Raw genomic sequence first — 22,719 nt, forward strand, 5'->3', positions numbered from 1 at the left:
TTCCTTGATTTTTTTCGTAATTTTCCGATTGACGTAAACGTTGCCGTTTCGTACTATCGGCTGCAAATTCCAGCCCTCGTGGAAGCCGAGACGTTCATGCGATTTATCTTTAGTGCGTTGTTGGTCCTGACACTCGCCGCTTGCGCGAGTCAGGGACCGGCGACGAATAGCCCCACCACCGCAACCAACCCCGCCAGTCAGCAAGCCGTAGCCGACGCCCTTCGCAAGACAGCCACCGCCAAAGAGACGATCAACGTCGACCAAGGCTCGGTCAATCAATTGACGAGCGCGGACGCCGATTTGTGGGGCCGTATTCGCCGTGGTTTTCAAATGCCGGATCTGCAAACCGACCTCGTCGACATGCAGGTCAACTGGTATGCGCAGCGCCCGGACTACGTGCAGCGCATGACCGAGCGCTCGCAGAAATACCTGTACCACATCGTCGAAGAGCTCGAAGCGCGCCATATGCCGACCGAGCTCGCGTTGCTGCCGTTCATCGAATCCGCGTATAGCCCGCAGGCGTTGTCGGTGGCGAAGGCAGCCGGTATGTGGCAGTTCATGCCGGGCACGGGCCGCACCTACAACCTCAAGCAGAACATGTGGCAGGACGAGCGCCGCGACGTGCTGGCCTCGACCAGCGCCGCGCTCGACTATCTGTCGCGTCTGCATGACATGTTCGGCGACTGGCAACTGGCGCTCGCCGCCTATAACTGGGGCGAAGGCAACGTGCAGCGCGCGATCGCGCGCAACGAAGCGGCGGGGCTGCCTACCGACTACCTCAGCCTGCGCATGCCGAACGAGACGCGCAACTACGTGCCCAAGCTGCAGGCGGTGAAGAACATCGTGATGAACCCGCAGATGTACGGGCTCACGCTGCCGTCGATTCCGAATCACCCGTATTTCGTGACGGTTACGACCTCGCACGACATCGACGTGGACATGGCGGCGAAGCTCGCGAATCTGTCGCCCGACGAATTCCGCTCGCTCAATCCCTCGTTCAGGAAGCCGGTGATTCTCGGCGCCACGCAGCCGCAGATCCTGCTGCCGTTCGACAACGCCAGCGCTTTCGAACGTAATCTGAAGACCTATTCCGGTTCGCTGTCGTCCTGGACCACGTACACGGTCACGGAGCGTTCTGCGCCGGCAGCGCTCGCGCAAAAGATCGGCGTCGACGCGGACACGCTGATGGAAGTGAACAAGATTCCGGCCGGCATGCGTTTGAAACCGGGCTCGACGATCGTCGTGCCGCGCGGTTCGGACGACGACGAAGACATCAGCGCGGACGTCGCTGAAAGCGCCGTGCTGGCGATGGAGCCCGACGTTCCCGACACCCGCAAGATGCTGATCCGCGTGCGTCGCAATCAATCCATGGCCGCCATTGCAGTGCGTTACGGCGTTTCGATCGGTCAATTGAAGGCATGGAATCGCACGCATCGCGATCAGGTTTCGCGTGGTCAGGTGATTGTTCTGCACGTGCCGGTCGGCAAGACAATGCCTAGCGAACCGGGCCCGGAGCGTATCGCGACCGACGTGCAGGGCGGCGGCGTCGAGAAGATCGGCACCCGCGTCACAGACACGAGGAGCGATTCGCGCTACGATAAGAAGAAGGGTCGTGGCCATTCCGCCGTGGTGAAGGTGTCTGATCCGGTGGTTAAAGCGAGCAAGCCGACAACGTCCGGCGCCAGCAAGGGCAAGGTGACGAAGGTGTCGGCTTCCACGTCCAGCAAGGCGTCGAAGGCTGCGGCAGATAGCCGCCAGAAGACTGCGGCCAACGCGAAGAAGGGTAAGTAGACCAAAAAGCGGCTCCACGGTAGTGACCACATGCGTTGCGGGGGCAGCGCATGAATTGCGCTCCGATCACGCACCGTGTTATTCCGACGCCGTCACCTCAGGGTGACGGCGTTTTTCATTCTGCAGATCAATTCCGGCGAACTTCGCGCATTTCATTTATCGTTCGTGCTCAGGCCGTGTTGGCCGCTCATTTGAAAGCTTATGTCGTCGACCCAGTTACGCGTTTTTCTCCTGTTTTCCGCCGGTTACTTTGTTTCGTACGTGTTTCGTGGCGTCAATCTGGGCTTTGCGCCCTTCATCACACACGATCTCGGTTTGTCGGCCACGGATCTCGGCTTGCTTACCAGTCTGTATTTTCTCGGCTTCGCGGGCGCGCAGATTCCGGCTGGCGTGCTGCTCGACCACTTCGGCGCGCGACGGGTGACGGCGGTCACCCTGCTATTTGCCGCGCTGGGAATCTGGGTGTTCGGCGCGGCGCACAGCGTTGGCGTGATGATGGTCGGACGCCTGTTGATCGGCGTCGGTGTGTCCGTGTGTCTCGGCGCCGCCTTCAAGGCGCTGGCGCAGCATTTCGCATCGGCCCGGCTGCCGCTGATGAACGGGCTGGTAATGGCGATCGGCGGTTTTGGCGGTGTGATGGTCGGCTCGCCGCTCACATGGGTGCTGAGCTTCGCCAGCTGGCGCGGGGTCTGCGTCGGCCTGGGCCTGCTGACGGTACTGGTTGCGGTGGCGCAGTGGACTCTCGCGCCGGACACAAAGGAAACCCACCACCAGGCAAGTCTCGGCGCCCAGTTCAAGGGCACTTTGCACATCCTGAGGAGCGCTGCATTCTGGAAGATCGCGTCGTTTTCGGTCGTGACGCAAGGCGTGTTCTACGCGATGCAGTCGCTGTGGGTCGGCGCCTGGTTGCGCGACGTGCAGGGCTTCGAGCCGCGTGAAGCCGCCGCACTGGTGTCGGTTCTCGGCTTCGCGATGATGGCCGGCTGCGTGGGTTTCGGTGCGGCGGCACGTGGTCTGGAGCGGCGCGGTGTCTCGTTGTATGTGTTTTGCGGCATCGGCATGGCCCTGTTCGTCGTCACCCAATTGCTGATCATGTTCAACGCGCCGTTGCCCGCGAGCCTGCTGTGGGCGGCGTACGGAATCTTCGGCGGTACCGGGATTCTCAGTTATGCGGTGATGGCGCGCCATTTTCCGGCACAGATGATCGGCCGGGTGAATACCACCCTGACGCTGATCATCTTTCTGCTGATTTTCGGCTTTCAGATCGGCGTTGGCGCCGTGCTGTCGCGCTGGCCGGCCAGCGGCGGACATTATCCGGCCGCCGCGCATCTGACCGCGTGGGGCATTCTGGTGGCGCTACAAGTGTTGAGCGCGATCTGGTACGTATTGCCCGGCCGCGCGCGGCTTCAACCGGCGCATGTGCACGCGGAACAGCAGGTTTAAGGCCGTCAGGGAGAGTTCGCCGGGCTGGGTCATATTTACCGGTTCTATCCCGATTCTGGCCCATGCAAATTTTGTCCAGTGGCTTCAGAGCCATGCGCAGCAAGGCCCCGACCTGTTAGGGAAGGTACTCCGCCACGCCGGCTTTCCATCTCGGATTTGGAGGGAAGGGTAGTTTCGCGCTATAATTTCAAGGTTTGAGCTTATCAACCCGCACCCTAGCGCCTACCTCTCCCATACCGTTCATCCGCCGCGCGCTTTTGACGCCCCGCACCCAGCCGATCCGTCCACACAATGGACCCATCGCGCCCCTTGCGACGTCATCAGCAGTACGCGAGCGAGTCTGCGCGCGCATCCTGTCGATGCGTTTCGCTGCGGCTCGCAGTCGGATAGACAGGTCGGCAACAGGGTGTTCCCCAAGGAGTCTCCCGTGTTGCCGTCATTTTCTCCCGCTTTGCTCGCACTCGCCGACGGCACGGTCTTTCGTGGTTACTCGATCGGCGCCCCCGGGCATACGATCGGCGAAGTCGTGTTCAACACCGCTATCACCGGCTATCAGGAAATCCTGACCGACCCGAGCTACGCGCGCCAGATCGTGACCCTCACGTATCCGCACATCGGTAACGTCGGCGTGAATGCCGAAGACGTCGAAGCCACGAAAGTCCATGCCGCCGGCCTGATCATCCGTGATCTGCCGGTTCTCGCGTCGAACTTCCGCATGGAGCGCACGCTCCCGCAATATCTGAAAGACGAAGGCGTGGTCGCCATCGCCGGTCTCGATACCCGCATGCTGACTCGCGTGCTGCGCGACAAGGGTGCGCAGAACGGCGCGATTCTCGCCGGTTCGGATGACGAAGCGAAGGCAATCGAACTCGCGCGTTCGTTCCCGGGTTTGTCGGGCATGGACCTCGCGAAAGTCGTGTCGACGAAGGAAAGCTACGAATGGATCCAGAGCGAATGGCGTCTGGGTTCCGGCTACGGCACGCAGAACGCGCCGAAGTATCGCGTGGTCGCGTTCGATTACGGCGTGAAGTACAACATTCTGCGCATGCTGGCTGAACGCGGCTGCCACGTCACCGTGCTGCCGGCGCAGGCTTCTGCTGCCGATGCGCTCGCGCTCAACCCGGACGGCGTGTTCCTGTCGAACGGTCCCGGCGATCCGGAGCCGTGCGATTACGCGATTGCAGCCACCAAAGAACTGATCGAGCGCGGCATCCCGACCTTCGGCATCTGCCTCGGCCACCAGATCATGGGCCTCGCGCTCGGCGCCAAGACCCTGAAGATGAAAACCGGCCACCACGGCGCGAACCATCCGGTGAAGGATCTCGAAGACGGCCGCGTGGTCATCACGTCGCAGAACCACGGTTTCGCGGTCGACGCCGACACGCTGCCGGCCAATGCCAAGGTCACGCACGTCTCGCTGTTCGACGGTACGCTGCAAGGTTTCGCGCTGACCGATAAGCCGGCGTTCTGCTTCCAGGGCCACCCGGAAGCATCGCCCGGTCCGCACGACATCGCCTATCTGTTCGACCGCTTCACCGCGTTGATGGACACGAAAAAGGCCGGCAAGAGCGCGGCGGCGTAAGCTGAAGCGGCTCGGCGCTGCGGGCTTGCCGAAAGAAGTCGTGCGGTAACCCGGCAGCGCGCGGCGCGTCAGGCGATGCGCGCGTACCACGCGCAAGGTGCGCAAGCGCCCCAGAAACGAGCCGCCGGCAACACCAACGGCAGCACACAGCAGAGCGCGCGCAACGTATTAACGCAGCGCGCCGACGGAAAGAATTCAGGAATACATTAGCGAGAGCGTTATGCCCAAGCGGACAGACATTAAAAGCATCCTCATCATCGGCGCGGGTCCGATCATCATCGGCCAGGCGTGCGAGTTCGATTATTCGGGCGCGCAGGCATGCAAGGCGCTGCGTGAGGAAGGCTACAAGGTCATCCTCGTCAACAGCAATCCGGCGACGATCATGACCGACCCGAACACGGCCGACGTGACCTACATCGAGCCGATCACGTGGGAAGTGGTGGAGCGCATCATCGCCAAGGAGCGCCCGGACGCGATCCTGCCGACAATGGGCGGCCAGACCGCGCTGAACTGCGCGCTGGATCTCCACGCACACGGCGTGCTGGACAAGTACAAGGTCGAGCTGATCGGCGCGTCGCCGGAAGCGATCGACAAAGCGGAAGACCGTCAGAAGTTCAAAGACGCGATGACCAAGATCGGCCTCGGTTCGGCCAAGTCGGGCACCGCGCATTCGATGGAAGAAGCGCTGGCAGTGCAAGCGGACATCGCGTCGCAAACCGGCAGTGGTGGCTACCCGGTGGTGATCCGTCCGTCGTTCACGCTGGGCGGTTCAGGCGGCGGCATCGCGTACAACCGCGACGAATTCGAAGAGATCTGCAAGCGCGGTCTCGACCTGTCGCCCACGCGCGAGCTGCTGATCGAAGAATCGCTGCTCGGCTGGAAAGAGTACGAGATGGAAGTGGTCCGCGACAAGAAGGACAACTGCATCATCGTGTGCTCGATCGAAAACCTGGATCCGATGGGCATCCACACCGGCGACTCGATTACCGTCGCGCCGGCGCAAACGCTCACGGACAAGGAATACCAGATCCTGCGTAACGCATCGCTCGCTGTGCTGCGCGAAATCGGCGTGGACACGGGCGGTTCGAACGTGCAGTTCTCGATCAATCCGAAAGACGGCCGGATGATCGTGATCGAAATGAATCCGCGCGTGTCGCGTTCGTCGGCATTGGCCTCGAAGGCCACCGGCTTCCCGATCGCCAAGGTCGCGGCAAAGCTGGCAGTCGGCTACACGCTGGACGAGCTGAAGAACGAAATCACCGGCGGCCAGACCCCGGCATCGTTTGAACCGACGATCGACTACGTCGTCACCAAGATCCCGCGTTTCGCGTTCGAGAAATTCCGCGAAGCCGATGCGCGTCTGACCACGCAAATGAAGTCGGTCGGCGAAGTGATGGCCATCGGCCGCACTTTCCAGGAATCGTTCCAGAAGGCGCTGCGTGGCCTCGAAGTAGGCGTGGACGGTCTCGACGAAAAGACCAGCAACCGCGACGAAATCATTCGTGAGATCGGCGAAGCCGGTCCGGATCGCATCTGGTACGTGGGCGATGCATTCCGCGTCGGCATGACGGCCGAGGAGATCTTCGAAGAGACCTCGATCGACCCGTGGTTCCTCGCGCAGATCGAACAGATCATCCTGAAGGAAAAAGCGCTGGCAGGCCGTACGCTGGCAAGCCTGTCGAAGGAAGAACTCAAGTATCTGAAGCAGAGTGGCTTCTCGGACCGGCGCCTCGCGAAGCTGCTCGGTGCGAAGCCGGCTGAGGTGCGCGCGCGCCGTATCGAGTTGAACGTGCGCCCGGTGTACAAGCGCGTCGACACGTGCGCGGCCGAGTTCGCCACGAAAACCGCCTACATGTACTCGACCTACGAGGAAGAGTGCGAAGCGAACCCCACGAACAACAAGAAGATCATGGTGCTGGGTGGCGGCCCGAACCGGATCGGCCAGGGTATCGAGTTCGACTACTGCTGCGTGCACGCCGCGCTCGCCATGCGCGAAGACGGCTACGAAACGATCATGGTCAACTGCAACCCTGAAACCGTTTCGACCGACTACGACACGTCCGATCGTCTGTACTTCGAATCGCTGACGCTTGAAGACGTGCTCGAAATCGTCGACAAGGAAAAGCCGGTTGGCGTGATCGTTCAGTACGGCGGTCAAACGCCGCTGAAGCTCGCACTCGATCTTGAAGCGAACGGTGTGCCGATCGTCGGCACGTCGCCGGACATGATCGACGCCGCGGAAGACCGCGAGCGTTTCCAGAAGCTGCTGCAGGACCTCGGCCTGCGTCAACCGCCGAACCGCACCGCGCGTGCTGAAGACGAAGCGCTGAAGCTCGCCGAGGAAATCGGCTATCCGCTGGTGGTGCGTCCGTCGTACGTGCTGGGCGGCCGCGCCATGGAAATCGTTCACGAGCCGCGCGACCTCGAGCGCTACATGCGCGAAGCGGTGAAGGTGTCGAACGATTCGCCGGTGCTGCTCGACCGCTTCCTCAACGATGCGATTGAATGCGACGTGGATTGCATCTCCGATGGCGAAGCCGTGTTCATCGGCGGCGTGATGGAGCACATCGAACAGGCAGGCGTCCACTCGGGTGACTCGGCTTGCTCGCTGCCGCCGTACTCGCTGTCGAAGGAAACCATTGCTGAGCTGAAGCGCCAGACCGGCGCCATGGCCAAGGCGCTGAACGTGGTCGGCCTGATGAACGTGCAGTTCGCGATCCAGCAGGTGCCGCAGGCCGGCGGTTCGAAAGAGGACGTGATCTACGTGCTCGAAGTGAATCCGCGTGCATCGCGTACGGTGCCTTACGTCTCGAAGGCGACCAGCCTGCCGCTCGCGAAGATCGCGGCGCGCGCGATGGTCGGTCAGACGTTGGCGCAACAGGGCGTGACCAAGGAAATCGATCCGCCGTACTTCAGCGTGAAAGAAGCCGTGTTCCCGTTCGTCAAGTTCCCGGCAGTCGATCCGGTGCTCGGACCGGAAATGCGTTCGACCGGTGAAGTGATGGGCGTGGGCCAGACCTTCGGCGAAGCGCTCTTCAAGTCGCAGCTCGCGGCAGGTTCGCGTCTGCCGGAGTCGGGCACTGTGCTCTTGACCGTGATGGACGCCGACAAGCCGAAGGCCGTCGAAGTCGCGCGCATGCTGCACGAACTCGGCTACCCGATCGTCGCGACCAAGGGCACGGCTGCCGCGATCGAAGCGGCCGGCGTGCCGGTCAAGGTCGTCAACAAGGTGAAGGACGGTCGTCCGCACATCGTCGACATGATCAAGAACGGTGAAATCGCGCTGGTCTTCACGACCGTCGACGAAACCCGTGCCGCGATCGCCGACTCGCGTTCGATCCGCATGAGCGCCCAGGCGAACAAGGTCACGTACTACACGACGATGTCGGGCGCACGCGCCGCGGTTGAAGGTTTGCGCTATTTGAAGGACCTGGAAGTCTATGATTTACAAGGTCTTCACGCTCGCCTAAACTAAGGCTTCGAATACCTGTCCAAGATGTAAGTGCCGCGGTTAAGCGGCGTTCCGCAGGTGCTGTGGCCCGGGTTTTGCCCGGAACGTCAGCCTCCACGGAATGCACTTAACCGCGGTGATTTTTTTTACGGCTGTTTTTTGCATAGAGTTGTTTATGAGCACTGTTCCATTGACTAAGCGCGGCGCGGAAATGTTGCGCGATGAATTGCAGCGCCTGAAATCGGTTGAGCGTCCCTCGGTGATCAATTCGATCGCGGAAGCGCGTGCCCAGGGCGATCTGTCGGAAAACGCGGAATACGACGCGGCGAAAGAAAAGCAGGGTTTCGTCGAAGGCCGTATTGCCGAAATCGAATCGAAGCTGGCCGGTGCGCAGGTGATCGACCCGTCCAAGGTGGAAGCGGACGGCCGCGTGGTGTTCGGCGCGACGCTCGAACTCGAAGACCTCGATTCGGGTGCGAAGGTCAAATACCAGATCGTCGGCGACGACGAAGCGGATATCGACCACGGCCTGATCTCGATCAGCTCGCCGATCGCGCGCGCCTTGATCGGCAAGTCGGAAGGCGACGTTGCATCGGTGCAGGCGCCGGGCGGCGTGCGCGAGTACGAAATCATCGCGGTTAGCTACATTTGAAGGCGGCCCCGGTGTCCTTGATGCCGCATCGACTGTTCCGTCTGCTGACGGTGGTGTGGGTCGGTAGTCTGCTGACTATCGGCTATGCCGTCGCGCCCGTGTTGTTCACGTCGCTCGACCGCATGACGGCGGGCGCCGTGGCGGCACAGCTGTTTCGTATCGAGGGCGTGCTGGGCGCGGTGTGCGGCATTTTGCTGCTGGGTCTCGCGAACGTGCTGGTGCGCCGCGGCAGCGACGCTTATCGTCGTTTGCGCTGGTTGATCGTCGGCATGCTGGTGTGCGTGCTGGTGGGTTACTTTGCGCTGCAGCCGTTCATGAATGCAATGCGCATTGCCGCGCTGGAAGCGGGCAGTGATGTCGGGCATTCGGCTTATGCGACGCGCTTCGGCATCCTGCACGGCGTATCGAGTCTGTTTTACTTGATCGAAAGCCTGCTGGGCGTGGCGTTGGTGTGGAAGCTGCCGGCGAGCGTCGGCGTCGTGGTTTCGGAGCAGGGCGCTCGCGGTGCTGCGGGGAAAGTCGCCAGTTGAGCGGTAAGGCTCCGGCTTGCTTGAGCGGGGTTGCCTGTCGTTTAGCCCGCGTTTAACCCGTCGTGTTACCCGGCCGGCGCTACTCGAATGGCCAGACCCCAAGCGGTGTTGCCAAGGCGGCCTGATCAGTTCAATGTCAGTTCAATGTCTTAAAGGTGCGGACACCGCCCGCACCCTCATCATTCGCTTACTTCGACGACTGATGCGCGCGCTTCGCGCTGGTCTGGCGCTTCTTGGCGCGCTTGACGTTGCCGCCTTGCGTGACGCGTTCATTGCCACGCACCACGACTGCTTTGGCCTTCGGCTTGCGCATCGGGATTTCGCTGGGCTTGACCACCGTGACCACGCGCGGTGCGCGGCCTTTACCCGGCTTGGCTTCGACAGCTGCTTCGCGGGCGCTCGGCAGGGCGCCGCGCTTGGCCTTGACGGCCGGTTGCGCAGCCGCTTCCGGCTTCCAGATCACCAGCAGCTTGCCGATATGCTGGATCGGCGCGGCGCTCAGCTTGTCGCAGATCTGTTCGTAGATGGCGATGCGCTCTTCGCGTTCGTCGCCGAACACGCGGATCTTGATCAGTTGATGTGCGCCAAGGTGGACCTTGATTTCCGACAGCACAGCGTCGGTCAAGCCTTCGGCGCCGACGAGCACGACCGGTTTGAGCGCATGTGCCTGGGAGCGCAACTCGGCGCGTTGGTCGGAAGAGACTTTAAGGGCTGGCATGGAAAGTGGGAGACTCGACTAAAATGGCGGCACCTGCATTTCCGAGAGATTCGGCCAATAGCGCAGGGCGGCGCGTCAGAACAACAGAATCGCGGATGACTGCCAGTTTTGGCGGTGGCCGCGCGAATTAACCGCGTATTATCCCCTAAAGCGCCACATTTCGCAGCAAGAGTTCACCTTCAATGGCAAAAAACAAGTTCAACACGGCGTGGTTGCATGATCACATCAACGACCCGTACGTCAAAATGGCGCAGCGGGAGGGCTATCGCGCCCGCGCAGCCTACAAGCTGAAGGAAATCGACGAGCAGGACAAGCTCATCCGGCCAGGCCAGGTCATCGTCGACCTCGGCTCCACGCCGGGTAGCTGGAGTCAGTACGCCCGTAACAAGCTGGCCAAAGGCGCGCAGCGCGACGCCGAGCGCGAGGGCGGGATCGACGGCACAATCATCGCGCTGGACATGCTGCCGATGGAACCCATCTCCGACGTCCACTTCATTCAGGGCGACTTCCGTGAAGACTCGGTTCTCGTTCAATTGGAAGAATTGGTCGGGGAACGACAAGTTGATCTTGTAATTTCGGATATGGCGCCCAACCTGTCGGGAGTGGCGGTGGCGGATGCCGCGCGAATCGAGCATCTGTGCGATATCGCGATGGAATTCTCACAAAACCACCTGAAGCCGGATGGCGCCCTTTTAGTCAAATGTTTTCACGGCAGCGGTTACAGCCAGATTGTCGAAAAGTTCAAGCGCCAGTTCAAGGTGGTGGCGGCCCGCAAGCCGAAAGCCTCGCGGGACAAATCGTCAGAAACGTTTATTTTGGGTAAGCATCTGAAGCGCCCCGTGTAGGTGCGCTACAGGAAGGTTCCGCCTTTGCCGATAATGTTGCCCATGGCGCCGGGATTGGCGCATTGATGGCGCGCTACGCTATTTCTGTGGTAGCGAAACCTTATGGCAGGGGTCTGCGGACTGGATTAGAATGCTTTCGTGGTGCCGCAAGGCAAATGTAGGCGCCCGTCTAAGTGAAGGAGTGGTGCTTTGAACAACAATATGTTTTCGAAAGCAGCAGTGTGGCTGGTTATCGCACTGGTGCTGTTTACGGTGTTCAAGCAGTTCGATAAGCCCCGTGTCCAGGAAGGCGTTTCCTATTCGCAGTTCATGGACGACGCGAAGAACGGCAAAGTCAAGAACGTCATTGTCCAGGGGCGGAACCTCACGGTCACTCCAGCAGACGGCCAGAAATACCAGATCGTGTCGCCCGGCGACATCTGGATGGTCGGCGATCTGATGAAGTACGGCGTTCAGGTGAGCGGCAAGGCTGATGACGAACCGAATGCGCTGGTGTCCGCGCTGTACTACCTGGGACCGACGATCCTGATCATCGGCTTCTGGTTCTACATGATGCGACAGATGCAGGGAGGCGGGAAAGGCGGTGCGTTCTCGTTCGGTAAATCCCGTGCACGTCTGATCGACGAAAACAACAACGCAATCAATTTCACCGACGTCGCCGGTTGCGACGAAGCCAAGGAAGAAGTCTCCGAACTGGTCGACTTCCTGCGCGATCCGCAGAAATTCCAGAAGTTGGGCGGACGCATTCCGCGCGGCGTGCTGCTGGTCGGCCCGCCGGGAACCGGTAAGACGTTGCTGGCGCGCGCTATCGCCGGTGAAGCGAAGGTGCCGTTCTTCAGCATCTCGGGTTCGGACTTCGTGGAAATGTTCGTGGGTGTCGGCGCGGCACGTGTGCGCGACATGTTCGAGCAGGCCAAGAAGCACGCGCCGTGTATCGTGTTCATCGACGAAATCGACGCGGTCGGCCGTCATCGCGGCGCCGGCATGGGCGGTGGTAACGACGAACGCGAACAGACCCTGAACCAGATGCTGGTCGAGATGGACGGCTTCGAGGCGAACTCGGGCGTGATCGTGATCGCTGCCACGAACCGCTCTGACGTGCTGGACAAGGCGCTGCTGCGTCCGGGCCGTTTCGACCGTCAGGTGTACGTCGGTCTGCCGGATATCCGCGGTCGCGAGCACATCATGAAGGTTCACCTGCGCAAGGTGCCGATTTCGAACGACGTCGACGCAGCGGTGATCGCACGCGGCACGCCGGGCTTCTCGGGCGCCGATCTGGCGAACCTGGTCAACGAAGCAGCGTTGTTCGCAGCTCGCCGCGGTAAGCGCATCGTCGAAATGACGGACTTCGAAGACGCGAAAGACAAGATTTTCATGGGTCCGGAGCGCAAGTCGGCCGTGATTCGCGAAGAATCGAAGCGTGCTACGGCGTATCACGAGTCGGGTCACGCGGTCATCGCCAAGCTGTTGCCGAAGGCGGATCCGGTGCACAAGGTCACGATCATCCCGCGCGGCCGTGCGCTGGGCGTTACGTGGCAGTTGCCGGAGCATGACAACGAAACGTATTCGAAAGACTACCTGCTGGACCGCCTCGCGATCCTGTTCGGTGGCCGTGTCGCGGAAGAGCTGTTTCTGAACCTGATCAGCACCGGCGCATCGGACGACTTCAACAAGGCAACGGCTACGGCCCGCGCCATGGTGGCTCGCTTCGGCATGACGGACGCACTCGGACCGATGGTCTACGTGGACGACGAAAACGATGCAACGCCGTTTGGCCGTGGTTTCACGCGCACCATTTCGGAAGCGACGCAGCAAAAGGTCGACGCGGAAATCCGTCGCGTGCTGGACGAGCAGTACAACCTAGCCAAGCGCCTGCTGGACGAAAACCGCGACAAGGTCGAAGCAATGACCGCCGCGCTGATGGAGTGGGAAACGATCGACGCTGATCAGATCAACGACATCATGGCAGGCCGTCCGCCGCGTTCACCGAAGAGCTCGACGCCGTCGGCCAGCGACGCCTCGTCGGGTGGCAGCCCGGGCACTGAGGTCAAGCCGGGCAGCGCGACCGCGCCGGCCTGATCGGCGACCAGTAGAAAGTGCGGGCCGGTGTGTTTCACACCGGCCCGTTTTGCATTTATCCGTTTTACGTGATTGACCGCTACGTGCCGAAAGTCGAATTTCCTTCTCTTCCCCTTCCAGAGCCGTTGCAGTGCGGCCGCTTCAAGCTGACCTTTGAACGCCCGTTGATCATGGGCATCCTGAACGTCACACCCGATTCTTTTTCCGACGGCGGCAAATATGCGATGCGCGGCGATGCACTGCGTCAGGCCGAACGCATGCTGCTCGATGGCGCGGACATTATCGATATCGGCGGCGAGTCGACCCGTCCGGGCGCGCCGCCCGTGCCGCTCGACGAAGAACTGGAGCGGGTGATCCCGCTGGTCGAACAACTGCGCGGCGCGAATGTGCCGTTGTCGATCGATACGTACAAGCCGGACGTGATGCGCCAGGCACTGACAGCGGGCGCAGACCTGATCAACGATATCTGGGGCTTCCGGATGCCCGGTGCGGTCGACGCCGTGCGCGACAGCCAATGCGGTCTGTGCGTGATGCATATGCTCGGCGAGCCGCAGACCATGCAGCTCGGTGAACCCGCTTATGGTGACGTGGTGAGCGAGGTTCGGCAGTTTCTCGAGGAGCGGGTGGCAACCCTGAGGCAGGCGGGCATCGCCCGTGCACGCATCAGCGTGGACCCGGGCTTTGGTTTCGGCAAGGCGATGATCGAACACAATTACGCGCTGCTCGCGCACCTGCCGGACACGGCGCCGCAGGCCGAGCCGCCGTACCCCATTCTTGCCGGCATGTCGCGCAAATCGATGATCGGCGCGGTGGTTGGACGCCCGGCGCCGGAGCGCGTCGCGGGCAGCATCGCCGCTGCGGTGTGTGCCGCCGCGCGCGGCGCGGCAATTCTGCGCGTGCATGACGTCGCGCAAACGGTGGATGCATTGAAAGTATGGTCGGCCATGCGCGACGCGGCGAATCACTGCCGCGCGCATGGCTGAGCCCACAAGCCAAGGAGGAACATAAAACATGGCACGTCGTTATTTCGGAACGGACGGGATTCGGGGCAAGGTTGGCGAAGGGCCGATTACGCCGGAGTTTGTATTGCGGCTCGGCTACGCGGCCGGCAAGGTGCTCGCGGGCGCGGACCGCTGGGCCAGGACGGGCGCACGGCCCACGGTGCTGATCGGCAAGGACACGCGGGTATCGGGCTATATGCTCGAGGCCGCCCTCGAAGCGGGTTTTTCCGCGGCGGGCGTCGACGTGATGCTGGCCGGGCCGATGCCGACCCCGGGCATCGCCTATCTGACGCGCGCCCTGCGGCTCGCCGCGGGCGTCGTGATCAGCGCGTCGCACAACCCGTACTACGACAACGGCATCAAATTCTTCTCCGCCGACGGCAACAAGCTGCCCGACGAAGTGGAATTGCAGATCGAAGAACAACTTGACCTGCCGCTTGCGTGCGCGGCGTCCGAGCAACTCGGCAAGGCGCGGCGCCTCGACGACGCAGCCGGCCGCTATATCGAGTTCTGCAAGAGCACTTTCCCGGCAGCGTTCGACTTGCGTGGCCTGAAGTTGGTGGTCGACTGCGCGCACGGTGCCGCGTACGACGTCGCACCGCACGTGTTCCATGAGCTGGGCGCCGATGTGATTCCGATCGGCGTCGCGCCGAACGGTTTCAACATCAATGACGGCGTCGGCGCGACCGCTCCGGACGCCTTGGTGCGCGCGGTGCGCGCGAACCACGCGGACCTCGGCATCGCGCTCGACGGCGACGCCGACCGGCTGCAGATCGTGGACGCGGCTGGCCGCCTGTATAACGGTGACGAACTGCTCTACGTGCTGGTCAAGGACCGGATGGCGACCGACGGCAAAGTGGAGGGCGCGGTCGGCACGTTGATGACCAACATGGCGGTCGAAGTCGCGTTGCAGGAAGCGGGCGTGAAGTTCGTCCGCGCGGCGGTGGGCGACCGCTACGTGCTCGAGCAATTGCGTGAGCATGGCTGGCAACTGGGCGCAGAAGGCTCCGGCCATATTCTCTCTCTCGACCGCCATTCAACCGGCGACGGCATTGTGTCGGCCCTGCTGGTGCTGGCCGCGATGAAACGCAGCGACAAAACGCTCGCCGAGCTGCTCCACGGCGTGACGCTGTTTCCGCAGAAGCTGATCAACGTGCGGATGCAGCCTGGCGCGGACTGGAAAGGCAGCGATGTGATCCGCCGCGCCATCAGCAAGGCCGAGGAAGCGCTGAACGGCCGTGGCCGCGTGTTGATTCGGGCCTCGGGCACCGAGCCCGTTTTGCGTGTGATGGTGGAGGCGGAAAAAGTCGACGACGCCGTTCACCATTCCGAAGCGATCGCCAACGCTGTGAAGCAGGCCACGGCTTAAGCCACACTCCTTAAAGGCGAGAAGCGGTATCGAGGCCGCTTCCCGGCTAACTCGGCGGCAGGCGGCTGGACAACGACGATACTGTCCCGCCTGCCGCCTGCCGCCTGCCGCCTGCCGCCTGCCACCTGCCACCTGCCACCGCCTGCCTTCTAACCCGCCAACGGCCGTCAAAAACCCCCCCTCACACCCCCCAACTCAAACGCAAACGTTCGCGTCCCATTTTTTTCGTCTAATCTGTAGAGCGACGCCTGCCACGCCGCTAAACCGGCAATTCATCCGCGCTGGCGCCTTTCACCTTGGTAATCCTACTGTCACATCTGTTTCACGATTAGTCACGTTACTGTCACAAAGAGACCCTAAGCTTCGCGGTGTTCGTGTCATTCGCTCACACCGCTCACACCCTTGGAGGTCTCATGAAATTGATGCAAACCGTGCTCGCTGGCGTCGCTGGCGCGCTTTTCGCGATCGCCGCGCAAGCCGCAGACATCACCGGCGCGGGCAGCACCTTCGCAGCACCGATTTACACGAAGTGGGCTGATGCCTACCAGAAGTCGGGCGGCGGTAAGGTCAACTATCAAGGTATCGGTTCGTCGGGTGGTGTGAAGCAGATCGTCGCGAAGACCGTCGACTTCGCCGGTTCGGACGCTCCGCTGAAGGACGACGAACTCGCCAAGGAAGGCCTGTTCCAGTTCCCGACGGTTGTCGGCGGCGTGGTGCCGGTCGTCAACGTGCCGGGCGTGACGGCAGGTGAATTGACGCTGTCGGGCGAAGTGCTCGGCGACATCTACCTGGGCAAGATCAAGAAGTGGAACGATCCGGCGATCGTTGCGCTGAATCCGAAGGCTAAGCTGCCGGATACCGACATCGCCGTGGTTCGCCGCGCCGATGGTTCGGGCACCAGCTTCATCTGGACGAACTACCTGTCGAAGGTCAACGCAGACTGGAAGTCGAAGGTTGGTGAAGGTTCGACGGTCAACTGGCCGACGGGTACGGGCGGCAAGGGCAACGACGGCGTCGCCGCTTTCGTGCAACGTCTGCCGGGCGCAATCGGCTACGTGGAATGGGCGTACGCGAAGCAGAACAAAATGACCTATGTCGGCCTGAAGAATTCGGCAGGCGCAGTGGTCGAGCCGAAGACGGAAACGTTCAAGGCAGCGGCAGCGGGCGCGGACTGGTCGAAGTCGTTCTACCAGATCCTGACGAACGAGCCGGGCAAGAATGCATGGCCGATCGTCGGCGCAACGTTCGTGCTGCTGCACACGGCGCAGGACAAGCCGGCGCAAGGCACGGAAACGCTGAAGTTCTTCGACTGGGCGTTCAAGAACGGCAACCAGGCGGCGAACGATCTGGACTACATCTCGCTGCCGGATTCGGTTGTGTCGGAAATCCGTACGCAGTGGAAGTCGAAGGTGAAGGATGCTGCGGGCAAGCCGATCGCTGACTAAGTAAGCGACGCAGCATGCAGTAGGTATTCAGCAATACATTGGCCGTCCTCATTCGAGGACGGCCAATGGCGTTATCCCGGCATTAGCCCAGCATTGTCCGCCGCGCGACAAGTGTCGTACGGCAACTGGAAACAGGTCCATCAGGCTCTCATGTCCGATATCCAATTAGCGTCTGGCGCGGCGAGATCGACTCCGCCCGGCAGCACGTCGCAGCAGAAAGCGCCCAGCCGCGCCGGCGACGTCATCTTCGGCGGCCTTGCCCGTCTCTCCGCCATCGTCACGTTGTTGCTGCTCGGCGGCATCATCGTTTCGCTGATCGTCGCTTCCATGCCGTCGATCAAGCAGTTCGGCTTCGCGTTTCTATGGACCGCCGACTGGGATCCACCTAGCAAACAATTCGGCGCATTGGTGCCCATTTACGGCACGATCGCGACCTCGCTTATTGCACTCGTCATCGCGGTGCCTGTCAGCTTCGGCATCGCGCTTTTCCTGACCGAACTCGCGCCCGCGTGGCTGCGCCGTCCGCTCGGCGTCGCCATCGAACTGCTCGCCGCGATTCCGTCGATCGTCTACGGCATGTGGGGCCTGCTGGTGTTCGCGCCGATTTTCGCGGCGTGGTTCGAAAAGCCGCTCGGTACGCTCCTCAGCGGTATTCCTGTTGTCGGCGCGTTGTTCAAGGGCGCGCCGATCGGCATCGGCATCCTGTGCGCCGGGGTCATCCTTGCGATCATGATCATTCCGTACATCGCTTCGGTGATGCGCGACGTGTTCGAAGTCACGCCGGTCCTGCTGAAAGAATCGGCGTACGGCATCGGCTGCACGACGTGGGAAGTCATGTGGAAGATCGTGCTGCCCTTCACCAAGAACGGCGTGATCGGTGGCGTGATGCTTGGCCTGGGCCGCGCACTCGGCGAGACGATGGCGGTGACCTTCGTGATCGGCAACACCAATCTGCTCGATAACGTATCGCTGTTTTCGCCTGGCAACAGTATTACCTCGGCGCTCGCCAACGAATTCGCGGAAGCGGATCCGGGCCTGCATACGTCTGCGCTGATGGAACTCGGCTTGATTCTGTTTGTGATTACTTTCATCGTTCTGGCAATCTCGAAGATCATGCTGCTTCGCCTCGAAAAAGGGGAGGGCGCGAGATGAGCCAGCCCACCTTGAATATGCCGGGTTCGCACGACGAAGCCGCGCTTGAAGCGATGCGAGTGCGTCTGCAAGGCCGCCGCCGCGCGAAGAACGCGGTTGCGCTGACCATGTCGCTCGCGGCTATGGCGTTTGGCCTTGTGTGGCTGGTGTGGATTCTTTACACGACGCTGCGTCTCGGCGTCGGCGGCCTGTCAATCGAACTGTTCACGCAATCCACGCCGCCGCCGAACACCGATGGCGGCGGTCTCGCCAACGCGATCGTCGGCAGTCTGATGCTGGTTGCGCTCGCAACCTTCGTCGGCACGCCGATCGGCATTCTGGCGGGCGTGTATCTCGCCGAATACGGTCAGAAGGGCTGGCTCGCCAGCATCACGCGTTTCATCAACGACATCCTGCTGTCGGCGCCGTCGATCGTCGTCGGTCTGTTCGTCTACGCGCTCGTCGTGGCGAAGATGGGCCACTTCAGCGGTTGGGCCGGCGTATTCGCGCTTGCCCTGCTGCAGATTCCGATCGTGATCCGCACCACCGAGAACATGCTGAAGCTGGTGCCGAATGCACTGCGTGAAGCCGCTTTCGCACTCGGCACGCCGAAGTGGAAGATGGTGCTGTCGATCACGCTGAAGGCGTCGGTCGCCGGTATCGTCACGGGCGTGCTGCTCGGGGTCGCGCGCATTGCCGGTGAAACGGCGCCGCTGCTGTTCACCGCGTTGTCGAACCAGTTTTTCTCGTGGAACATGGACCAACCGGTTGCGAACCTGCCGGTCACGATCTACAAGTTCGCGATGAGCCCGTTTGCGCAGTGGCAATCGCTCGCGTGGGCCGGCGTCTTCCTGATCACGCTCGCGGTACTGGGATTGAACATCCTCGCGCGCACGATCTTTTCGAATAAGTAAGGGCGGAGTGTAATCCGATGAATATGGCAGAAACTCAAATCAATCCGACCGCGCGCCCGACCGCGCCCGCCGGTTTCGATCCCGCCCAAAGCGGCCAGGCGCAAGCGCCGTCGCGTCCGAAGATCGAGATCAACGACCTGAATTTCTTCTACGGCAAGTATCACGCGCTGAAGAACATCAACCTGCGGATTCCCGAAGGCAAGGTGACCGCGTTCATCGGCCCGTCGGGTTGCGGCAAGTCCACGTTGCTGCGTACGCTCAACAAGATGTACGCGCTCTATCCGGAACAACGCGCCGAAGGCGAGATCCTGATGGATGGCGAAAACCTGCTGACCTCCAAGCGCGATATTTCGCTGCTGCGCGCGCGGATCGGCATGGTGTTCCAGAAGCCGACGCCGTTCCCGATGTCGATCTACGACAACATCGCATTCGGCGTGAAGATGTTCGAAACGCTGCCGCGCTCGGAAATGGACGACCGCGTGGAATGGGCGCTGACCAAGGCCGCGCTGTGGAACGAAGTGAAGGACAAGCTGGGCCAGAGCGGCTACGGTTTGTCAGGCGGCCAGCAGCAGCGTCTGTGTATCGCGCGCGGTATCGCGATCCGCCCCGAAGTGCTGCTGCTCGACGAGCCGTGTTCCGCGCTCGACCCGATTTCCACGGGCCGCATCGAAGAGCTGATCGCCGAATTGAAGAGCGACTACACGGTCGTGATCGTGACCCACAACATGCAACAGGCCGCCCGCTGTTCGGACTACACTGCCTATATGTACCTCGGTGAACTGATCGAATTCGGCGACACCGAAAAGATCTTCATCAAGCCGGTCCGCAAGGAAACCGAGGACTACATCACTGGCCGCTTCGGCTAATCCGCGCCGCGCAAAACAACGGAGTACGACATGTCCGATAAGCATCTGTCCAGCCAGTTCGACGCCGACCTGAACCTCGTTTCCTCGAAAGTACTCGAAATGGGCGGCCTCGTCGAATCGCAGATCGTCAATGCGATGATCGCGCTCAACAACTTCGACCTCGACGTATGCGAGCAGGTGATCGCCGCTGAAGACCGCCTGAACAAGATGGAAGTCGAGATCGACGAAGAGTGCAGCAACATCATCGCGCGCCGTCAACCGGCCGCGCGCGACCTGCGCCTCCTGATCGCGATCTCGAAGACCATCACGAATCTCGAACGCGCCGGCGACGAAGCTGAAAAAATCGCCAAGCGCACCAAGCGTCTGATGGAAGACGGCGCCTCGCGCAGCATCAATATCGCCGAAATCAAATTGTCAGGCGAAATGGCAGTGTCGATTCTGCGCCGCGCGCTGGATGCGTTCGCACGTCTCGACACGGTTGCCGCCGCGCAGATCATGCGCGACGACAAGGCGATCGACGAAGAATTTCGCGCTTTCGTTCGCAAGCTGATTTCGTACATGACTGAAGATCCGCGTTCGATTTCGGTGGGCCTCGATTTCCTGTTCATCGCCAAGGCGATCGAGCGGATCGGCGACCACGCGAAGAATATCGCCGAATTCATCATCTACATCGTCAAGGGCACCGACGTGCGGCACAAGTCGCGCGACGCGCTCGAACGCGAAGCACTCAGTTAATCCAGATATAAGGACCAGAGGTGCCGATGCCCAGCAGCATTCTCGTCATTGAAGATGAGCCCGCCATTTCCGAACTGATTTCGGTCAATCTTCAACACGCCGGACACTGCCCGATTCGCGCGTACAACGCGGAGCAGGCGCAGAACCTGATCAGCGACGTACTGCCCGACCTCGTGCTGCTCGACTGGATGTTGCCGGGTAAGTCAGGCATTGCGTTCGCTCGCGATCTGCGCAACAACGAGCGCACCAAGCATATTCCGATCATCATGCTGACCGCGCGTGGCGATGAACAGGACAAGGTGCTCGGCCTCGAAATCGGTGCTGACGACTACGTCACCAAGCCGTTTTCGCCGAAGGAATTGATGGCGCGTATCAAGGCGGTGTTGCGCCGCCGCGCGCCGCAGTTGACCGAAGACCTGGTCGCGATCAACGGTCTGAAGCTCGATCCGGCCACGCACCGCGTCGCCGCGCACGCCGAAGGCAGCGAGATCAAGCTCGATCTCGGCCCGACCGAATTCCGTCTGCTGCACTTCTTCATGACGCACCCGGAGCGCGTGCACAGCCGCACGCAACTGCTCGATCAGGTGTGGGGCGACCATGTGTTCGTCGAAGAACGTACGGTGGACGTGCATATCAAGCGTCTGCGCGCGGCGCTGAAGCCGGCTGGGTGCGATGCTATGATTGAGACGGTACGCGGCAGCGGCTACCGGCTCGCGAAGAGCGCCTGACTTTGCGGTAGTACCTTTCTCTTCGATCGCTAGAACATGAACATCATCTGGGCGCGCTCCATCGTGTCGGTCGTGCTGCTGGCTGTTCTGTGCGTGCTGGTCGGCGCACTCGTGAACGTCAAGGCAGGGCTGGTTCTCGCGATTGTCATGCTGCTCGTGCAGAGCGTCTTCAGCACCTTCCACAAGCAGCGGTTGTGGCGCCTGCTCGACGCGCCGGTCTACGGCGAAGTGCCGAGCGCCCCCGGCATCTGGGGCGAAATCTACTACCGTCTGCACAAGCTTGCGAAGCGCTGGCATGCGCAGGTGCGTCAGGTCGAGCAGCAGCATTCGCGTTTCATCCAGGCGATCCAGGCGTCGCCGAACGGCGTGGCGATGCTCGACGATCACGATCAGATCGAGTGGTGCAACGCGATCTCCGAACTCCACTTCGGCCTCGATGCGAAACGCGATTTGCGCCAGCACATCACGCATCTGGTGCGTCAACCCGATTTCGTGAGCTATCTGAATTCACAGCGCTACGAGCAGATGCTGATCATGCGCGGCATGGGCGACAAGCGTCAGAACGTGCTGTCGGTGCAGGTGTTTCCGTACGGCGAGAATCGCAAGCTGGTGCTGTCGCAGGACATCACCGAGCTGGAGCGTACCGACGCCATGCGGCGCGACTTCGTCGCTAACGTCTCGCACGAACTGAAGACGCCATTGACCGTGTTGTCCGGTTTTCTGGAGACGATGCGAGAACTGCCGCTAAGCGAAACCGAGCGTGGGCGCTACTTCGAACTCATGGAGCAGCAGGCCTCGCGCATGCGTCACATCGTCAACGACCTGCTGGTGCTCGCGAAGCTCGAAGGCGACAACAAGCCGCCGAGCGATCAGATGATCGATATGCGCGCGGTGCTGCGGCATCTGAAGGACGACGCGGAGAACCTGTCGAGCGACCATCACAAGATTGTCTTCGACGCCGACGAAGGACTCACTGTCACCGGTGTGGAAACGGAAATACTCAGCGCGCTTGGCAACCTCGTGACCAATGCGATCCGCTATACGCCGGACGGCGGTGCGATCAGGGTGAGCTGGCAGGCCCAGGGCGGTTGCGCGGTTTTCTCGGTCACAGACAGCGGCCTGGGAATTCCGGCCGCGGACATTCCTCGTCTGACCGAGCGCTTCTATCGCGTCGACCGCAGCCGTTCGCGTGATACGGGCGGGACGGGCCTCGGTCTCGCCATCGTCAAGCACGTGCTGCAACGGCATGATGCCCAGCTCGACGTGAAGAGCGAGGAGGGACGTGGCAGCACGTTCACCGTGCGGTTTCCCGTGTTTCGCACGGCGCGCCGGCAACCGGCACCGGCTTGAAAACGTTGGCATGAAAAAAGCCCGCTGGCACAAACCAGGCGGGCTTTTTTTATGCGCACCGCCGCTTGCGTCAGCGGTGCGTGAACACA

The 22,719-nt window shown here is 61.6% G+C and carries 18 protein-coding genes; 17 read left to right on the forward strand and 1 reads right to left on the reverse strand.

Annotated elements, in window-relative coordinates; all coding sequences use genetic code 11:
- Positions 1–96: 96 nt before the first annotated feature.
- The 6 genes from PQQ95_RS28605 (at position 97) to PQQ95_RS28630 (ending at position 9,449) form a co-directional block, all read left to right on the forward strand.
- On the forward strand, positions 97–1,791 hold the full coding sequence (locus PQQ95_RS28605; RefSeq protein WP_408443606.1) for a transglycosylase SLT domain-containing protein: 1,695 nt from the start codon (positions 97–99) through the stop codon (positions 1,789–1,791).
- A 201-nt stretch (positions 1,792–1,992) separates the two neighbouring features.
- Complete coding sequence (locus PQQ95_RS28610; protein ID WP_408443609.1) at positions 1,993–3,234, forward strand: MFS transporter; 1,242 nt, start codon at positions 1,993–1,995, stop codon at positions 3,232–3,234.
- A gap of 427 nt (positions 3,235–3,661) precedes the next feature.
- A complete protein-coding gene (carA, locus tag PQQ95_RS28615; protein WP_408443612.1) occupies positions 3,662–4,816 on the forward strand; it encodes a glutamine-hydrolyzing carbamoyl-phosphate synthase small subunit in 1,155 nt (384 codons plus the stop codon).
- 220 nt (positions 4,817–5,036) lie between these two features.
- Positions 5,037–8,291, forward strand: a complete 3,255-nt coding sequence (carB, locus tag PQQ95_RS28620; protein WP_408443615.1) for a carbamoyl-phosphate synthase large subunit — start codon at positions 5,037–5,039, stop codon at positions 8,289–8,291.
- 151 nt (positions 8,292–8,442) lie between these two features.
- Positions 8,443–8,919, forward strand: a complete 477-nt coding sequence (gene greA / locus PQQ95_RS28625) for a transcription elongation factor GreA (protein ID WP_408443618.1) — start codon at positions 8,443–8,445, stop codon at positions 8,917–8,919.
- Between the two features lie 20 nt (positions 8,920–8,939).
- Complete coding sequence (locus tag PQQ95_RS28630) at positions 8,940–9,449, forward strand: DUF4149 domain-containing protein (RefSeq protein ID WP_408443621.1); 510 nt, start codon at positions 8,940–8,942, stop codon at positions 9,447–9,449.
- Between the two features lie 187 nt (positions 9,450–9,636).
- Here the strand turns inward: PQQ95_RS28630 and PQQ95_RS28635 are convergent, their stop codons facing one another.
- Entirely contained in the window at positions 9,637–10,167 is a 531-nt protein-coding gene (locus PQQ95_RS28635; protein WP_408443624.1) for a YhbY family RNA-binding protein, read from the reverse strand.
- A 182-nt stretch (positions 10,168–10,349) separates the two neighbouring features.
- Here PQQ95_RS28635 and PQQ95_RS28640 point away from each other — a divergent pair, with 182 nt between their 5' ends.
- The 11 genes from PQQ95_RS28640 (at position 10,350) to phoR (ending at position 22,630) form a co-directional block, all read left to right on the forward strand.
- Positions 10,350–11,012 (forward strand): RlmE family RNA methyltransferase, encoded by a 663-nt coding sequence (locus tag PQQ95_RS28640; RefSeq protein WP_408443626.1) that lies wholly within the window; start codon positions 10,350–10,352, stop codon positions 11,010–11,012.
- Between the two features lie 189 nt (positions 11,013–11,201).
- Positions 11,202–13,091: an ATP-dependent zinc metalloprotease FtsH gene (ftsH, locus tag PQQ95_RS28645; RefSeq protein ID WP_408443627.1), complete on the forward strand. Its 1,890-nt coding sequence runs from the start codon at positions 11,202–11,204 to the stop codon at positions 13,089–13,091.
- Between the two features lie 83 nt (positions 13,092–13,174).
- A complete protein-coding gene (gene folP / locus PQQ95_RS28650) occupies positions 13,175–14,074 on the forward strand; it encodes a dihydropteroate synthase (RefSeq protein ID WP_459251995.1) in 900 nt (299 codons plus the stop codon).
- Positions 14,075–14,102: 28 nt separating this feature from the next.
- Complete coding sequence (gene glmM / locus PQQ95_RS28655) at positions 14,103–15,461, forward strand: phosphoglucosamine mutase (RefSeq protein ID WP_408443630.1); 1,359 nt, start codon at positions 14,103–14,105, stop codon at positions 15,459–15,461.
- A 413-nt stretch (positions 15,462–15,874) separates the two neighbouring features.
- A complete protein-coding gene (gene pstS / locus PQQ95_RS28660) occupies positions 15,875–16,906 on the forward strand; it encodes a phosphate ABC transporter substrate-binding protein PstS (protein WP_408443633.1) in 1,032 nt (343 codons plus the stop codon).
- Positions 16,907–17,056: 150 nt separating this feature from the next.
- Complete coding sequence (pstC, locus tag PQQ95_RS28665; RefSeq protein ID WP_408443635.1) at positions 17,057–18,058, forward strand: phosphate ABC transporter permease PstC; 1,002 nt, start codon at positions 17,057–17,059, stop codon at positions 18,056–18,058.
- Entirely contained in the window at positions 18,055–18,951 is an 897-nt protein-coding gene (gene pstA, locus PQQ95_RS28670) for a phosphate ABC transporter permease PstA (protein ID WP_408443637.1), read from the forward strand. Before pstC ends, pstA begins: the two co-directional genes overlap by 4 nt.
- A 17-nt stretch (positions 18,952–18,968) precedes the next feature.
- Complete coding sequence (gene pstB, locus PQQ95_RS28675) at positions 18,969–19,817, forward strand: phosphate ABC transporter ATP-binding protein PstB (RefSeq protein WP_063496810.1); 849 nt, start codon at positions 18,969–18,971, stop codon at positions 19,815–19,817.
- Between the two features lie 30 nt (positions 19,818–19,847).
- Positions 19,848–20,552 (forward strand): phosphate signaling complex protein PhoU, encoded by a 705-nt coding sequence (gene phoU / locus PQQ95_RS28680; RefSeq protein ID WP_408443640.1) that lies wholly within the window; start codon positions 19,848–19,850, stop codon positions 20,550–20,552.
- Between the two features lie 26 nt (positions 20,553–20,578).
- Entirely contained in the window at positions 20,579–21,280 is a 702-nt protein-coding gene (gene phoB, locus PQQ95_RS28685) for a phosphate regulon transcriptional regulator PhoB (protein WP_028199153.1), read from the forward strand.
- Positions 21,281–21,316: 36 nt separating this feature from the next.
- Complete coding sequence (gene phoR, locus PQQ95_RS28690; RefSeq protein WP_408443641.1) at positions 21,317–22,630, forward strand: phosphate regulon sensor histidine kinase PhoR; 1,314 nt, start codon at positions 21,317–21,319, stop codon at positions 22,628–22,630.
- The last annotated feature ends 89 nt before the right edge of the window (positions 22,631–22,719 follow it).

This window comes from Paraburkholderia caffeinilytica, from assembly GCF_046030355.1.
GTDB lineage: Bacteria > Pseudomonadota > Gammaproteobacteria > Burkholderiales > Burkholderiaceae > Paraburkholderia > Paraburkholderia caffeinilytica_B.

Bases quoted from the DNA above. Each gene is read 5' to 3' on its own strand.
- pstB (WP_063496810.1), top strand. From the start codon at position 18,969: ATGAATATGGCAGAAACTCAAATCAATCCGACCGCGCGCCCGACCGCG.
- phoB (WP_028199153.1), top strand. From the start codon at position 20,579: ATGCCCAGCAGCATTCTCGTCATTGAAGATGAGCCCGCCATTTCCGAA.
- phoU (WP_408443640.1), top strand. From the start codon at position 19,848: ATGTCCGATAAGCATCTGTCCAGCCAGTTCGACGCCGACCTGAACCTC.
- PQQ95_RS28610 (WP_408443609.1), top strand. From the start codon at position 1,993: ATGTCGTCGACCCAGTTACGCGTTTTTCTCCTGTTTTCCGCCGGTTAC.
- pstS (WP_408443633.1), top strand. From the start codon at position 15,875: ATGAAATTGATGCAAACCGTGCTCGCTGGCGTCGCTGGCGCGCTTTTC.
- glmM (WP_408443630.1), top strand. From the start codon at position 14,103: ATGGCACGTCGTTATTTCGGAACGGACGGGATTCGGGGCAAGGTTGGC.
- PQQ95_RS28605 (WP_408443606.1), top strand. From the start codon at position 97: ATGCGATTTATCTTTAGTGCGTTGTTGGTCCTGACACTCGCCGCTTGC.
- carB (WP_408443615.1), top strand. From the start codon at position 5,037: ATGCCCAAGCGGACAGACATTAAAAGCATCCTCATCATCGGCGCGGGT.
- pstA (WP_408443637.1), top strand. From the start codon at position 18,055: ATGAGCCAGCCCACCTTGAATATGCCGGGTTCGCACGACGAAGCCGCG.
- greA (WP_408443618.1), top strand. From the start codon at position 8,443: ATGAGCACTGTTCCATTGACTAAGCGCGGCGCGGAAATGTTGCGCGAT.
- phoR (WP_408443641.1), top strand. From the start codon at position 21,317: ATGAACATCATCTGGGCGCGCTCCATCGTGTCGGTCGTGCTGCTGGCT.
- PQQ95_RS28640 (WP_408443626.1), top strand. From the start codon at position 10,350: ATGGCAAAAAACAAGTTCAACACGGCGTGGTTGCATGATCACATCAAC.
- pstC (WP_408443635.1), top strand. From the start codon at position 17,057: ATGTCCGATATCCAATTAGCGTCTGGCGCGGCGAGATCGACTCCGCCC.
- PQQ95_RS28630 (WP_408443621.1), top strand. From the start codon at position 8,940: ATGCCGCATCGACTGTTCCGTCTGCTGACGGTGGTGTGGGTCGGTAGT.
- PQQ95_RS28635 (WP_408443624.1), bottom strand. From the start codon at position 10,167: ATGCCAGCCCTTAAAGTCTCTTCCGACCAACGCGCCGAGTTGCGCTCC.